Genomic DNA, 13,746 nt, shown 5'->3' on the forward strand with positions numbered 1-13,746 from the left:
GGGTTCAAACCAGTGCATTGCGTTTGGCCATTTCAATGAGTTCGACCAGTGATTTGGCTTTCAACTTCTGCATCAGGCGTTTCTTGTAGGTGCTTACAGTTTTGTTGCTGAGGAACATGCCTTGGGCAATTTCCTTGTTGCTTCTACCCTGGGCAAAAAGTTGCAACACCATCAGTTCGCGGTCATTGACGCTCTTGAACAGTTCCAGTTCGCCAGATTCACTCTCTGCGTTGCGCTGGTTGTTTATGACCTGACTGGGGAAATAGTTGTAACCCGATAACACCGCTTTGATTGCACGAAGCAACTCGCCCAGGTCTTCTTGTTTGCAGACATAGCCGGCCGCGCCCGAATGCATGCAGCGAACTGCAAACAATGCCGGCGATTGCGCGGTCAGAACCAGGGTTTTCAGTGGCGTGGCCATGGAGTGAAAGCGAGAGAGGACTTCCAGTCCGTCCAGCCGGGGAATGGCGATGTCGAGGATGATCAGGTCGGGGAGGCACTCGCGCACCATTTGCATGGCGTCCACGCCGTTGTCTGTTTCCCCGACCACACAATAGCCTTCATTCTCAAGAAGCATGCGCACAGCCAGGCGGATGACCGGGTGATCGTCGATGATGAATACAGAGTGCATGTGAACGTTCCAGGTAAAGTGCCAGAGATTAAGCGGGCACCTTAGCCTAGATAGAACAGGTCGCACACGCGCTTAAAGGGAGCTAAGCGCCATATAGGAAATATCCCACTACAAATGCAGGATAGGACTACAGGTGGATTTCTGAAGTGTGAGCGTTTGGGCGGCCGTTAGTAACTTTTCGTGTCTGTTTGGTAAATTTGTTTAATGTCAGAGAGTTTGTGTAAGTTTAATCCTACATTGCGTTACTGGGGCGGCGGGCCAGGCGCGCGGATGGCATGCGTGGCCCACCTGGCTGATGGTTTCAAACCGGGCTTGAGTTGCCAGTCATCTCGCGCGCCATTTCGCTGGCATAGCTGTCGGTCATGCCGGCGATGAAGTCGATCATGCGCATGAACGAGGTGTGCAGGGGCGCTGAAGGGGCGGGGGCGTTGTTGCCAAGCAGGTCGAGGATGCGTCGGCTTTTGAACGAAGGGGAGCGCCCGCCGTGTTGTTCAAGCGCTGCACCGCAGAAGGAGTTGAGCAGCACTTCAAGCGTGGTGTAGGCACCGATCTCATGAAGTGTCTTGCGCTTGTCCTGGAAGATTTTCTTGCGCGCCATGTCTTTGGCCTGCAACACGCAGCGCTTGGCCGGGCCGTGCATGTGTTCGACCAGATCGCCTTGCAACTGTCCCGCCAGCAGGGCGTCGTGCTGCTCGACAAAGGCGCGGGCGGCGGCATTGGTCAGGTGTTCGATGGCCTTGCCACGCAGGATGGCCAGCTTGCGCCGCCTGGAATCATTCGGGCCTAGCTGGCGATAGGTTTCCGGCAGGTCGTCGCCAACCAGGTTGAGCAGCAGCGACTCCACTTCCGGGTAGTCGAGCAATTCCATTTCCAGGCCATCTTCCAGGTCGATCAAGGCGTAACAGATGTCGTCGGCAGCCTCCATCAGGTACACCAGCGGGTGCCGCGCCCAGCGTTGCTCTTCAAGCTGTGGCAAGCCGAGTTTGAGGGCGATTTGCTCAAGCAGGGGAAGTTCGCTCTGGTAGCAGCCGAACTTGTGTTTTTTGTAACCCAGCGCATCGGCATGACGCGCCGTCCAGGGGTATTTCAGGTAGGTCCCCAGGGTGGCATAGGTCAGGCGCGTGCCACCGTCGAACTGGTGGTACTCCAGTTGGGTCAGTACCCGGAAACCCTGGGCATTGCCTTCGAAGTTGAGGAAGTCGCCCCGTTCGGCGTCGGTCATGGCGTCGAGCCAGCCGCGTCCTGCCGCCTGCTGGAACCAATGGCGGATGGCATCTTCACCGGAGTGGCCAAAGGGCGGGTTGCCGATGTCGTGGGCAAGGCACGCTGACTGCACGACCATGCCCAGGTCGCTGGGCTCGCACCATTGTGGCAGCCGGTCGCGCAGTGTTTCACCGACGCGCATACCCAGTGAGCGGCCTACGCAGCTGACCTCCAGCGAGTGGGTCAGGCGGGTATGGATATGGTCGTTGCTGGACACCGGGTGTACCTGGGTCTTGCGCCCCAGGCGGCGGAAGGCGCCGGAGAAGATGATCCGGTCATGGTCCTTGTGAAAGGGGCTGCGGCCCAGTTCTTCGGGGCTGTGCAGGACTTTACCAAGACGTTCGCGGGTGAGCAGGGTGTGCCAATCCAAGGCCAGTTCTCCGATACAGGGGCATGCGTGTAGCTTCCCGTGTCGGCGCCAAGGCTGCAAGCCTGTCGTTGAGCGCCCGCGCGTAGCGACGCGCGGGCACGTGACTCAGCGTTTGCTGGCGGCACCCTGCACAACCAGCTTGAGCAAAGGCAGCAGGCTGCTGCTCAGGCGGATTATCCTGCTCAGGCTGCCGTTTTTGGTGCCCTTGCCGGTCAGGAAGCCCAAGATCACCACGGCGCCGATGCCCCACAGCGGCGCGTGCTTGATACCCAGGCCGCTGTGCAGGCTGTCGCCCATGGCGCGCAAGCGGGTTAGCGGGGCGAGCATCTGCGCAGACTCATGACGAATTTCCTGGCGGTGCATTTCCAGGCGCAGGCGTACCAGGGCCTTGCGCAGCTCGCGTCGGTTTCGGGTATTCGGTAGCTCAGGCAGGCTCATGGCAACAGGCGCTCCCGGTCTTTGGCGAGTTCTTCGAGGGTCGAGCTGAAGGGTGATGACTCGTCGAACACCGCCGCTTTCAGGCGCAGGCTGCAATACAACGCTGCCACGCCATAGAACACGCACAGGCCGATGACCCCGGCCAGGCGATAGCTGTCCCAAAGCAGCACCAGTACCAGAGCCGAGAGGGCCACCAGCAACAGCAGTGCAAACACCAGACCCAGGCCTGCAAACAACAGCAGGCGCAAGGTACGCGCTTTTTGCTCCTGCAGCTCGATGCCAAACAGTTCCACATGACCATGCAGCAGGCCGAGGACGGCTGCGCCCAGGCGCTTGCTCGATGCCGAACTGGTAGAGGACGATTCGCTTTCCATGTCCATCCTCAGCGGCGGCTGGCCAGCAGGCCGATCAGAAAGCCGACCCCGGCGGCGATGCCGATCGATTGCCAGGGGTTGCTTTGAACGTAGTCTTCCGTGGCGCTCAGGGCTTCCTGGCCACGCTCACGCAGCGAGTCCTGGGTGTGTTGCAGGGTTTCCCGGGCCCGGACCAGGCTGTCGTGGATCTCGCTGCGCAATTCGTCGGCCTGATCGCCCGCCAGCGTCGCAGTATGTTCCAGCAGCTTTTCGGTATCCCGTACCAAGGCCTGGAAGTCGGCCATCAGTATGTCTTGAGCAGTCTTTGCTGATTTGCTGGTCATGGGGGCTCTCCTTGATGGTGTATGGCTATTTCGAGTCGCGGGTGCCGGCGAAGGTTCAGCACAAAAAACACTGGTACAGGTTTTGCTGGAGCAGGGGGTATCCAGGTTCTGGGCTGGCGCCGGATTTGTTGGCGAATGAATGCCCTGGCCTGTAAACCTTAACCCAATCCACGACAAACCCAAGGAAAAACTCCAGCGATCAGCGGGATCAGCCAGGGAGGTGGCGATAAGACGATCCAGGTTGGTGCGACAAGGGGTGGCTGCGCGCTGTCTTGGTGCTTTTTTTGAAAGGCCTGCCGATATATGGAAAACCTGCAAAGTGCAGTGGACACCCTGGTCCACGGTGCCAATACGCTCTTTATTCTGCTCGGCGCGGTCATGGTGCTGGCCATGCATGCCGGGTTCGCTTTTCTTGAAGTGGGCACGGTGCGTCACAAGAACCAGGTCAATGCGTTGTCCAAAATACTCAGTGATTTTGCCGTGTCGACGCTGGCGTACTTCTTCGTGGGATATTGGGTTTCTTATGGGGTGAGCTTCCTGCAGCCTGCTGCCGTGCTCAGCGGCGATCACGGCTACAGCCTGGTGAAGTTCTTTTTCCTGCTGACGTTTGCAGCGGCCATTCCGGCGATCATCTCCGGTGGTATTGCCGAGCGTGCCCGATTCGCCCCTCAGTTGTGCGCCACGGTTTTGATTGTGGCGTTCGTCTACCCGTTTTTTGAAGGCATCGTCTGGAATAGCAACCTGGGTGTCCAGCCCTGGCTGCATGCACAGTTCGGCGCCAGCTTTCACGATTTCGCCGGTTCCGTTGTGGTGCACGCCATGGGTGGGTGGCTGGCGCTGGCTGCCGTGCTGTTGCTGGGGCCGCGCAACGGCCGTTACCGGGACGGCAAGCTGGTGGCATTCGCGCCTTCGAACATTCCGTTTCTCGCCCTGGGGTCGTGGATTCTGATCGTCGGCTGGTTTGGCTTTAACGTCATGAGTGCACAAACCCTGCAAGCAGTCAGTGGCCTGGTCGCGATCAACTCGTTGATGGCCATGGTCGGTGGTACGGTGGCCGCGTTGCTGGTTGGCCGCAACGACCCGGGCTTTCTTCACAATGGTCCGTTGGCAGGGCTTGTGGCCGTGTGTGCCGGCTCGGACCTGATGCACCCGGTGGGTGCGCTGGTTACCGGGGCGATTGCCGGTGTCTTGTTCGTGACCTGTTTCACCGCCGCGCAGAACACCTGGAAAATCGACGATGTCCTCGGTGTCTGGCCGTTGCACGGGTTGTGCGGCGTGTGGGGCGGCATCGCCTGCGGGATCTTCGGCCAGACCGCATTGGGCGGCCTGGGCGGTGTCAGCCTGATCAGCCAGCTGATCGGCAGCCTGGCCGGGGTGATGGTGGCGCTGCTGGGCGGTTTCGCCGTTTATGGGGTAATCAAGCTGCTGCTTGGCCTGCGCTTGAGTCAGGAGCAGGAGTATTACGGCGCCGACCTGTCGATCCACAAGATCGGCGCCACCAGCCAGGATTGACTACCGGCCGCCAACCAGGCGCGCTTCAGAGGCTGAAAGCGCTGGCAGCGGGCCGCTCAACAGGACCGCGTCACCGGCATGCAGGCAGGTGTCGGGATCTACGCTCAGCTCTGCGCCATCGCGCTGCACAGCTTGTACCTGGACGCCTAGCTGCTCCAGGCCCAGCTCACTCAGCGGTCGGCCGCACGCATAGGCGTCAGGGTTGAGGTTGACAGCATGCATCATTGCCTTGGGCTGGCCTTCGCTGTCCATCGGGCTGGTCTGGGCACCGTGGTAGAACGCCTGGAGCATCCGATAGCGCGTCTGGCGCACCTCGTCGATGCGGGCCTGGACATGATCCATCGGCAGCCCGAGCATGACCAGCGCGTGTGACGCCAGCATCAGGCTCGACTCCAGCAGCTCCGGTACCACGGCGGTTGCGCCGGCGGCCAGCAACGCTTCACGCTGACTGTCATCGCGCGTGCGCACCAGGATCTGTATCTGGTCATTGCGCTCGCGCGCCGCTTTGAGCACGCTCGTGGCGATGTCAGTCTGGTCCACGGCAATCACCAGCAGGCGTGCGCGTTCAAGGCCGATGGCGCTGAGCAGTTCGCCGCGGCGCGAGTCACCGTAGTGCACGCAATTTTCGCCGGCAGCCGCTTCCTGAACCCGGACAGGGTCGTCATCCAGGGCGATGAACGGGATGTTTTCACGGCGCAGAAAACGCCCGATCGACTGTCCGACCCGGCCGTAGCCGCAAATCAGCACGTGACTGTTCATTGCCGCGCTTTGTGCCTCGATAGCTTCCAGTTGCACTTCCTGGTTGGGTTTGCGGTGCAGGTGAGCGGCGATGCGCGGTGCGGCGCGCAGCAGCAGCGGGGTGAGCACCATCGAGCAGAACGTGGCCGCCAGCAACAGGTTGCCTATCGCTTCGGGGAGCAGGTGGGTTTGTTGCATCTGTGCCATCAGGGCGAAACAGAACTCGCCACCTTGCGCCAGGGCCAGGCCGCTGCGCCAGGCTGTCTCGGCGTCACTGCCGCGCACGCGCACCAGTGCGGCGACCACGCAGCCTTTGATCACCAGCAGTCCGAGGGTCAGGGCGAGAATTTCCAGCCCGTGGCTGGCAAACAGTTGCAGGTCGATCAGCATGCCGATACTGACGAAAAACAGCCCCAGGAGGATGTCGCGGAAGGGGCGGATGTCGGCTTCGATCTGGTGCCGGTAGTTGCTCTCACCCAGCAGCATGCCGGCCAGGAACGCGCCCAGCGCCGGCGACAAGCCAAGCAGGTGCGTGAGCCAGGCGGTCAGCAGGACTATCACCAGTGCCAGCAACACAAACAGTTCTGCAGAATGGGAGCTTGCCACTTCGTGGAACAGGCGCGGCAGCAGCCATCGACTGGCCAGCAGCAGGCCGACGAAGAGAATCACGGTTTTACCCAGGGTCAGCGGCAATGCCCAATACCAGGCCTGGCCACTTTCACCGGCAAACACCGGTACCAGGGTCAGCAGCAGCACCGCTACCACGTCCTGGAACAGCAGCACACCAATCGCGTTCTGGCCGTGGCTGCTGAAAATTTCGCCAAGGCTGGTCAGTTCTTTACTGACAATGGCAGTGGATGACAGGGCCAGGCCGGCACCCAGCAACAGCGCTGCGTTGGCGGGCATACCCAGCAGCGCAAGGAGCCCGGCCAGCAGGATCGCCGAACAGCCCACCTGTAAGCTGCCCAGCCCGAATACCACGCTACGCAAGGCCAGCATTTTCGACAGCGAAAATTCCAGGCCCAGGGAGAACAGCAGGAATACCACACCCATCTCGGCCAGGTCGGGCAGGTCTTCGCTTTCATTGACCCAGTTGAGCGCAGTCGGGCCGACGAACAGACCGACGCACAGGTAACCCAGCACGGGTGGCAGCTGCAGGCGCCGGAAAATGGCAATGACGACCAGCGACGAAGCCAGGATGATCAGCAGGTTGGCGAACACAAAACACTCCATGTAGGAAAGTGGTGAAAAACCAGGCACTGTGCTCGATAGCGGCTGCCCGTGTGCTGATCTGAATCAGTAGCCGAGTCGAGGCAGAATATCCAGTGCCTGTGCTCGACTGGCTCCGGTGGCAGACCTAGAATAATCTTCCTTTCGTCCTTCTGTCGGTAAGTGTAAATGCCTCCTGAATGCCAACTGTTCGGTACCCTGGGGTGTCATCTGTGTGAAGTGGCTGAAGCCCTGTTGATGCCGTTTGTCGAGCACGGTCTGCTGGTCGAGCTGGTCGATATCGCCGAGCAAGAGACCTGGCTCGAGCGATACGCACTGAAAATACCGGTGCTGCGTCGCTGCGATACTGGCGCCGAACTGAACTGGCCGTTCGATGCTGATCAAGTGGTGGCGTTTCTACGTTGAGGCTTGCACGGCGGCGGTAAGGCTTCCTGTCGTGTAACGGGTGCGTTGATTGTGGACAATCCCTGGCCTTTCAACAGGCCAAGGAGTGCCAACCATGAAACTGACCGACCACTTCACCCTGGAAGAAATGACGGTATCCGTCAGTGCGCCACGCCTGGGTATTGAAAACACACCGAGTTCCCACGCCCTTGGCAATCTGTTGCGCCTTTGCACCTTTCTGGAACAGGTGCGCAGCTTGGTGGGCGGCCCCGTACTGATCAGCAGCGGGTACCGTTCTCCGGCGCTCAACGGGGCAGTCGGCGGCTCGACCAACAGCGCGCACTGCAAGGGCCTTGCGGCCGATTTCATTGTTCCGAACCTTACGCCAAAGCAATTGGCGCAGGCGATTGCCGACAGTCCGCTGGAATTCGATCAACTGATTCTCGAATACGACAAGTGGGTTCACCTGGCCTTGGCAGACGGCCCGTTGCGCCGGGAAATCCTGACTATTCGCAAAGGTACGGGGTACTTGTCTGGCCTGGTCTGACAATTGGCGCTGATTGACGCGCCTGACGAGTCTGCATATGCTGTATATAAATACAGTACAGAGGTGGCGTCTGCCTCGAGGGTTCCAGCCATGGTCAACGTTGAACAACTGAAATACACCGTCAATCGCATGTCCACCGACCTGGTGAGTGAGGCGGTGGTTGAGTTGCGCCTCGATGGGCTGGTGCTGGAGGGCAAGACGCCCTTCAACAAATTGCACTTCAATACCTGCTTTGCCGAGATCGAGGCGCTGTTCCAGCGTGCCGGCTACCATCGTCCGCTGGATGTGGTGGGTTATCAGGGGTTGCTCTATGCGCTGTACGACCCGGGTCGCTGGGAGGCCGTCGATGTGCTGCGCTGGCTCAAGGAGTTCACCGAGGCGGCGGCAATCCAGGCTGGCTGAGGTGCCGGGCATGCGGGATAATGGGCGGCCCCATTCGTCAAGAGCACTTTCATGGCCGCCGTCCCGTTTGATCCCGCCCAGCACCAGGCCAGCACGGTGTGCCTGCCACCTGGCAACTGGGCAACCGTGCTCGACTGCCTGAGCGAGCATTTCAAGGCGATTGGTCGCGAGCAGTGGCTCGACCGGATTGCGCGGGGCCGGGTGCTGGACGCCCAGGGTACACCGATCAGTGCGACACTGGCCTACAAGCAAGGGCTGCGCATTCACTATTTTCGTGAAGTACCCAACGAAAAGCCGATTCCGTTCCAGGAGCAGATCCTGCACGTGGACGAGCACCTGGTGGTGGCAGACAAACCACACTTTCTGCCGGTTACCCCCACAGGCGAATACGTCGAACACACCTTGCTGCGTCGACTGATTCGCCGCCTGGACAACCCGAACCTGGTGCCGCTGCATCGCATCGATCGTCACACCGCAGGGCTGGTGCTGTTTTCCGCCAACCCACAAAGCCGCTCGGCCTACCAGTCACTGTTCCCCAATCGCCAGATCGACAAGCATTACCAGGCCATTGCCCATGCGTTGCCTGATCTGCCGTTCCCGCGGGTGCACAAGAGCCGTATGGTCAGTGGCGAGCCGTTCTTCCGCATGCAGGAAGTCGAAGGGCAGAGCAACAGCGAAACCCATGCCCAGGTGCTGGAGAAAAACGGCGAGCTGTGGCGCTACGGATTATCGCCCATCACCGGCAAGACACATCAGTTGCGCGTGCACATGGCGGCGCTGGGCGCGAGTATCTGCAACGATCCGTTTTATCCACAAGTGCTGGAAGACCAGGATGATTACGCCAAGCCCCTGAAGCTGTTGGCGCAGCGTTTGCGCTTCAATGACCCGTTGACTGGCGAGGAGCGTGTTTTCGAAAGTCGGCTGACGCTCGACTGGTAAGGCGGGGGGCGGCGCACCTGTTGGCAGGTGCGCCGTCTGCGTTTAACGGTTGAAGCGCTCGACCAGCGAGTATTGAGTGGTTGCAGTGCGGGTCAGCTCTTCGCTGAGCAGCGCCGAATGCTGGGCCTGCTCGGACGTCTGGTCAGCCAGGTCGGCAATGGTGCTGATGTTGCGGCTGATTTCATCGGCCACGGCGGTTTGCTCTTCGGTGGCAGCAGCAATCTGGGTGGCCATGTCAGTGATGTTGGCCACTGCTTCGCTGATGCCGACCAGCGCCTGGTCAGCTTCCATTACCCGCGCCACGCCTTCCTCGGCCTGACGATGGCCCGCTTCCATGGTTTGCACAGCGTTGCTGGCGGTTTGCTGCAGCTTGGCGATCAGGCCGTGGATCTGGCCGGTCGACTCGCTGGTGCGCTGGGCCAGTTGACGGACTTCGTCGGCCACCACGGCAAAGCCACGGCCCATTTCGCCCGCTCGCGCAGCTTCAATGGCAGCGTTGAGCGCCAGCAGGTTGGTCTGGTCGGCAATGCCTTTGATCACATCGACCACGCCGCCGATCTCATCGCTGTCGCGGGCCAGTTGCGTAACGGTCAAGCCGGTTTCACCGACAGCCGCAGACAGGCGCTGAATCGCTTCGCGGGTTTCGCCGGCGATGTCGCGGCCACGACCGGTCAGGCGGTTGGCTTCCTGGGTGGCATCCGCCGTACGCTGGACGTGGTTGGCCACTTCCTGTGTTGTAGCGGCCATCTGGTTGACGGCGGCGGCGACCTGTTCGGTCTCGACGCGCTGGCGCTCCAGGCCCGTCGAGCTGTTGTGGGCCAGGGCATCGGACTGGCGTGCTTGCTCGTTGAGGTGCTCGGCCGTGTCCTGCAGGCGGGTCAGGCAGGTTTTCATGCGTGCGTCCTGACTGAGCATGGCCATTTCCAGTCGCGCCTGAACGCCGCGGCTGTCGGTGTACATCTGCGCAATCAGTGGGTCGGAGGTCGATTGCTCGGCCAGGCGCAGCAGGCGCTTGAGGCCACGTTGTTGCCAGCTCAGGCCCAGCAGGCCCAGCGGCACCGACAGGCCGGCAGCCAGGGCGAAGCCCCAGGAGTGGCCCAGCCAGCTACCGATCAGAAAGCCCATCTGGCTAATCAAAATGAACGGCAGCCAGTCCTGCACCACCGGCAGCCATTGATCGCGACGCGGGACTGCCGACTTGCCTTCGTTTATGCGTTGGTACAGCGCCTCGGCGCGACGGATCTGTTCGGCGGTGGGTTTGACCCGTACCGATTCGAAGCCGACCACCTGGTTGTTCTCGAACACCGGCGTGACGTAGGCGTTTACCCAGTAGTGGTCGCCACTTTTACAACGGTTCTTGACGATGCCCATCCACGGCAAGCCTTGCTTGAGGGTGGACCACATATGGGCAAACACGGCCGCCGGTACGTCCGGATGGCGCACCAGGTTGTGCGGTGCACGCATCAGCTCCTCGCGGGAGAAGCCACTGATCTCGACGAAGGCGTCGTTGCAATAGGTAATGACACCTTTGGTATCGGTGGTCGAGATCAAGCGTTGTTGAGCAGGGAAAGTCCGTTCGCGCTGGGTAATCGGCTGGTTGTTACGCATAAGCTGTTCAATCCGCAAGGCTTTCGAGGGGTATCGGCAGCGTGAGGGGTTTGTTGAATGAATATTTGTGGTTATTGACCTGGGGCATGGAGTCAGGCAATGGCCCGTGCTACGAAATTCGCGCAAAGTTCAGCAATATGACTGCATTGTTTCATGTTTTTGACACAAAAGTCAGTCGGTAACCGGTGGGTTTCAGTCGATGAAGGATGGCCCGGCCACAAGGGCCGGGCCATTCCCTTAGGCTGCGATCAGCTGCCGCAGCACATAGTGGAGGATGCCGCCTGCCTTGAAGTACTCCACTTCGTTGAGCGTATCGATACGGCACAGGACGTCGATCTGTTGGTGATTGCCGTCCGTGCGGGTGATCTTCAGCGTGAGTGTCATGTGTGGTTGCACGGTGGTGTTGCTCAGTCCGAGGATGTCGATGCGCTCGCTGCCATCGAGTGCCAGGGTTTTGCGGGTGTGACCGTCGATGAACTGCAGCGGCAGTACGCCCATGCCCACCAGGTTGGAGCGGTGAATACGTTCGAAGCTCTCTGCCAGTACCGCCTTGACCCCTAGCAGGTTGGTACCCTTGGCGGCCCAGTCGCGGCTGGAGCCGGTGCCGTATTCCTGGCCTGCAATGACTACCAGCGGGGTGCCGTCGGCCTGATAGCGCATGGCGGCGTCATAGATCGCCAGTTTTTCGCCCGTGGGCACATACAGGGTGTTGCCACCTTCTTCACCGCCAAGCATTTCGTTGCGGATACGGATGTTGGCAAAGGTGCCGCGCATCATTACCTCATGGTTGCCCCGGCGCGAGCCGTACGAGTTGAAGTCGCGGGGCTCCACGCCTTTTTCACGCAGGTAACGTCCGGCCGGGCTGTCGGCCTTGATGTTGCCTGCAGGGGAGATGTGGTCGGTGGTGACCGAGTCCCCCAGCAAGGCCAGTACCCGGGCACCGTGAATATCTTCCACCACGGGCAGCGGCCCGGTGATGTCGTCGAAAAAGGGCGGGTGCTGGATATAGGTGGAGTCGTCCTGCCACACATAAGTCGCTGCCTGCGGTACTTCGATGGCCTGCCATTGGGCGTCACCGGCGAAGACTTCGGCATATTCCTTGTTGAACATGGCGGTGTCGACGCTGGCCACTGCGGCGGCGATTTCCGCCTGGCTCGGCCAGATATCGCGCAGGTACACCGGCTTGCCGTCTTTACCGGTACCCAGCGAGTCACGGGCCAGGTCCACGCGCACGCTGCCAGCCAGAGCATAAGCCACCACCAGTGGCGGTGATGCCAGCCAGTTGGTTTTTACCAGCGGATGCACGCGGCCCTCGAAGTTGCGGTTTCCCGAGAGCACAGAGGCGACTGTCAGGTCGGCACCGGTAATGGCTTTCTCGATAGCGTCGTCCAGTGGCCCTGAGTTGCCGATGCAGGTCGTGCAGCCGTAGCCGACCAGGTCGAAGCCCAGTTGGTCGAGGTAGGGCGTCAGGCCAGCAGCCTTGTAGTAGTCGGTGACCACCTTGGAGCCGGGGGCCAGCGAACTTTTGACCCAGGGTTTGCGCGTCAGGCCTTTTTCGACGGCTTTCTTCGCCACCAGGCCTGCTGCCATCATCACGCTGGGGTTCGAGGTGTTGGTGCAGGAGGTTATGGCGGCGATCACCACGGCGCCATCGCGCAGCAGATGACGCTGGCCATCCTGTTCATAACTGACCTCGCCGGCCTGGTCAGCATTGCCTACGGCGACACCGCCGCCGCCTTCGCTTTCCAGGCGGCCGACGTCCTTGGCCGGAGCCCGCAGCTGCAGGCCAAGAAAACTGTCGAAGGCCTGGCTGACCTGCGACAGCGCCACCCGGTCCTGAGGACGTTTAGGGCCGGCGAGGCTGGCTTCGACGTCGTGCATGTCCAGCGCCAAGGTGTCGGTGAATTCCGGTTCCTGGCCGGGCAGGCGCCACAGCCCCTGCGCTTTGCAGTAGGCCTCTACCAGCATCACTGTGTCTTCGGGGCGGCCCGAGAGGCGCAGGTAGTCGAGGGTAATCTGGTCCACCGGGAAAAAGCCGCAGGTGGCACCATACTCCGGAGCCATGTTGGCGATGGTGGCGCGGTCGGCCAGCGGCAGGTCGGCCAGACCGTCACCGTAGAATTCGACAAACTTGCCCACCACACCTTTTTTGCGCAGCATCTGCGTGACGGTCAGCACCAGATCAGTGGCGGTGATGCCTTCGCGCAGTTTACCGGTCAGTTTGAAGCCGATGACTTCGGGGATCAGCATCGACACAGGCTGGCCGAGCATGGCCGCCTCCGCTTCGATGCCGCCCACGCCCCAGCCGAGTACACCCAGGCCGTTGATCATGGTGGTGTGCGAGTCGGTACCGACCAGGGTGTCCGGGAAGGCGTACGTGGTGCCGTCTTCCTCGCGCGTCCACACGGTGCGGCCCAGGTATTCAAGGTTGACCTGATGGCAGATACCGGTGCCCGGAGGCACCACGCTGAAATTGTCGAAGGCATTCTGGCCCCAGCGCAGGAACGCATAACGCTCGCCATTGCGCTGCATCTCGATGTCGACGTTCTGGGCAAAGGCTTGCTGGCTGGCGTAGCGGTCAACCATGACGGAGTGGTCTATGACCAGGTCCACCGGCGACAGCGGGTTGATCCGCTGCGGATCACCACCGGCCTTGGCCATGGCCGCGCGCATGGCTGCCAGGTCGACTACCGCCGGTACGCCGGTGAAATCCTGCATCAACACCCGGGCCGGGCGGTACTGGATCTCGCGGGTGGAGCTGCGCGTCTTGAGCCAGCCAGCCAGGGCCACCAGATCGTCGCCGGTCACGGTTTTGCCGTCCTCCCAGCGCAGCAGGTTTTCCAGCAGCACCCTCAGCGACATGGGCAGGCGCTGCAGGTCACCGAGGTGCCTGGCGGCTTCGGTCAGGCTGAAGTAATCATAGGGACGGTCGGCGACCGTCAGTGTTTTGCGTGTTTTCAGGCTATCGAGCGAGGGCATTACCAACT

The 13,746-nt window shown here is 61.0% G+C and carries 13 protein-coding genes; 5 read left to right on the forward strand and 8 right to left on the reverse strand.

Annotated elements, in window-relative coordinates:
• Positions 1 to 4: 4 nt before the first annotated feature.
• The 5 genes from I5S59_RS06315 to I5S59_RS06335 form a co-directional block, all read right to left on the reverse strand.
• Positions 5 to 631, reverse strand: coding sequence for a response regulator transcription factor (locus tag I5S59_RS06315; protein WP_197875855.1), 627 nt, complete (start codon positions 629 to 631; stop codon positions 5 to 7).
• A 301-nt stretch (positions 632 to 932) separates the two neighbouring features.
• Positions 933 to 2,264 (reverse strand): deoxyguanosinetriphosphate triphosphohydrolase, encoded by a 1,332-nt coding sequence (locus I5S59_RS06320; protein ID WP_197875856.1) that lies wholly within the window; start codon positions 2,262 to 2,264, stop codon positions 933 to 935.
• Positions 2,265 to 2,369: 105 nt separating this feature from the next.
• Positions 2,370 to 2,702: a hypothetical protein gene (locus I5S59_RS06325; RefSeq protein WP_197875857.1), complete on the reverse strand. Its 333-nt coding sequence runs from the start codon at positions 2,700 to 2,702 to the stop codon at positions 2,370 to 2,372.
• Positions 2,699 to 3,076, reverse strand: a complete 378-nt coding sequence (locus I5S59_RS06330) for a phage holin family protein (RefSeq protein WP_197875858.1) — start codon at positions 3,074 to 3,076, stop codon at positions 2,699 to 2,701. The genes I5S59_RS06325 and I5S59_RS06330 overlap by 4 nt, the downstream gene beginning before the upstream one ends.
• 8 nt (positions 3,077 to 3,084) lie before the next feature.
• Positions 3,085 to 3,399 (reverse strand): DUF883 family protein, encoded by a 315-nt coding sequence (locus I5S59_RS06335; protein WP_197875859.1) that lies wholly within the window; start codon positions 3,397 to 3,399, stop codon positions 3,085 to 3,087.
• A gap of 303 nt (positions 3,400 to 3,702) precedes the next feature.
• Between I5S59_RS06335 and I5S59_RS06340 the strand changes: the two genes are divergently transcribed.
• Positions 3,703 to 4,911: an ammonium transporter gene (locus I5S59_RS06340; RefSeq protein WP_197875860.1), complete on the forward strand. Its 1,209-nt coding sequence runs from the start codon at positions 3,703 to 3,705 to the stop codon at positions 4,909 to 4,911.
• Here the strand turns inward: I5S59_RS06340 and I5S59_RS06345 are convergent, their stop codons facing one another.
• Positions 4,912 to 6,870 carry a monovalent cation:proton antiporter-2 (CPA2) family protein gene (locus I5S59_RS06345; RefSeq protein ID WP_197875861.1) on the reverse strand — a complete coding sequence of 653 codons (1,959 nt, stop codon included), beginning with the start codon at positions 6,868 to 6,870 and terminating at the stop codon, positions 4,912 to 4,914. It abuts the gene before it with no gap.
• Between the two features lie 177 nt (positions 6,871 to 7,047).
• Here I5S59_RS06345 and I5S59_RS06350 point away from each other — a divergent pair, with 177 nt between their 5' ends.
• The 4 genes from I5S59_RS06350 (at position 7,048) to I5S59_RS06365 (ending at position 9,151) form a co-directional block, all read left to right on the forward strand.
• The gene (locus I5S59_RS06350; protein ID WP_197875862.1) at positions 7,048 to 7,284 is read left to right on the forward strand and encodes a glutaredoxin family protein; all 237 of its coding nucleotides are present in this window, start codon (positions 7,048 to 7,050) and stop codon (positions 7,282 to 7,284) included.
• A gap of 94 nt (positions 7,285 to 7,378) precedes the next feature.
• Positions 7,379 to 7,810: a D-Ala-D-Ala carboxypeptidase family metallohydrolase gene (locus tag I5S59_RS06355; RefSeq protein ID WP_197875863.1), complete on the forward strand. Its 432-nt coding sequence runs from the start codon at positions 7,379 to 7,381 to the stop codon at positions 7,808 to 7,810.
• A gap of 90 nt (positions 7,811 to 7,900) precedes the next feature.
• Positions 7,901 to 8,212, forward strand: coding sequence for a transcriptional regulator (locus tag I5S59_RS06360; protein ID WP_197875864.1), 312 nt, complete (start codon positions 7,901 to 7,903; stop codon positions 8,210 to 8,212).
• 51 nt (positions 8,213 to 8,263) lie between these two features.
• Positions 8,264 to 9,151, forward strand: a complete 888-nt coding sequence (locus I5S59_RS06365) for a pseudouridine synthase (RefSeq protein ID WP_197875865.1) — start codon at positions 8,264 to 8,266, stop codon at positions 9,149 to 9,151.
• A 42-nt stretch (positions 9,152 to 9,193) separates the two neighbouring features.
• On the opposite strand, the gene I5S59_RS06370 is transcribed toward I5S59_RS06365, so the two are convergent.
• Positions 9,194 to 10,759 (reverse strand): methyl-accepting chemotaxis protein, encoded by a 1,566-nt coding sequence (locus I5S59_RS06370; protein ID WP_197875866.1) that lies wholly within the window; start codon positions 10,757 to 10,759, stop codon positions 9,194 to 9,196.
• Between the two features lie 237 nt (positions 10,760 to 10,996).
• Positions 10,997 to 13,738, reverse strand: a complete 2,742-nt coding sequence (gene acnA, locus I5S59_RS06375; protein WP_197875867.1) for an aconitate hydratase AcnA — start codon at positions 13,736 to 13,738, stop codon at positions 10,997 to 10,999.
• Positions 13,739 to 13,746: the final 8 nt, after the last annotated feature.

The organism is Pseudomonas alkylphenolica, from assembly GCF_016009175.1.
In the GTDB taxonomy this organism is placed as follows: Bacteria; Pseudomonadota; Gammaproteobacteria; order Pseudomonadales; family Pseudomonadaceae; genus Aquipseudomonas; species Aquipseudomonas alkylphenolica_B.

Excerpts from the sequence above, each read along its gene's own strand:
- I5S59_RS06315 (WP_197875855.1), bottom strand. The coding sequence starts at position 631 with ATGCACTCTGTATTCATCATCGACGATCACCCGGTCATCCGCCTGGCT.
- I5S59_RS06325 (WP_197875857.1), bottom strand. The coding sequence starts at position 2,702 with ATGAGCCTGCCTGAGCTACCGAATACCCGAAACCGACGCGAGCTGCGC.
- I5S59_RS06330 (WP_197875858.1), bottom strand. The coding sequence starts at position 3,076 with ATGGAAAGCGAATCGTCCTCTACCAGTTCGGCATCGAGCAAGCGCCTG.
- I5S59_RS06335 (WP_197875859.1), bottom strand. The coding sequence starts at position 3,399 with ATGACCAGCAAATCAGCAAAGACTGCTCAAGACATACTGATGGCCGAC.
- I5S59_RS06340 (WP_197875860.1), top strand. The coding sequence starts at position 3,703 with ATGGAAAACCTGCAAAGTGCAGTGGACACCCTGGTCCACGGTGCCAAT.
- I5S59_RS06350 (WP_197875862.1), top strand. The coding sequence starts at position 7,048 with ATGCCTCCTGAATGCCAACTGTTCGGTACCCTGGGGTGTCATCTGTGT.
- I5S59_RS06355 (WP_197875863.1), top strand. The coding sequence starts at position 7,379 with ATGAAACTGACCGACCACTTCACCCTGGAAGAAATGACGGTATCCGTC.
- I5S59_RS06360 (WP_197875864.1), top strand. The coding sequence starts at position 7,901 with ATGGTCAACGTTGAACAACTGAAATACACCGTCAATCGCATGTCCACC.
- I5S59_RS06365 (WP_197875865.1), top strand. The coding sequence starts at position 8,264 with ATGGCCGCCGTCCCGTTTGATCCCGCCCAGCACCAGGCCAGCACGGTG.
- I5S59_RS06370 (WP_197875866.1), bottom strand. The coding sequence starts at position 10,759 with ATGCGTAACAACCAGCCGATTACCCAGCGCGAACGGACTTTCCCTGCT.
- acnA (WP_197875867.1), bottom strand. The coding sequence starts at position 13,738 with ATGCCCTCGCTCGATAGCCTGAAAACACGCAAAACACTGACGGTCGCC.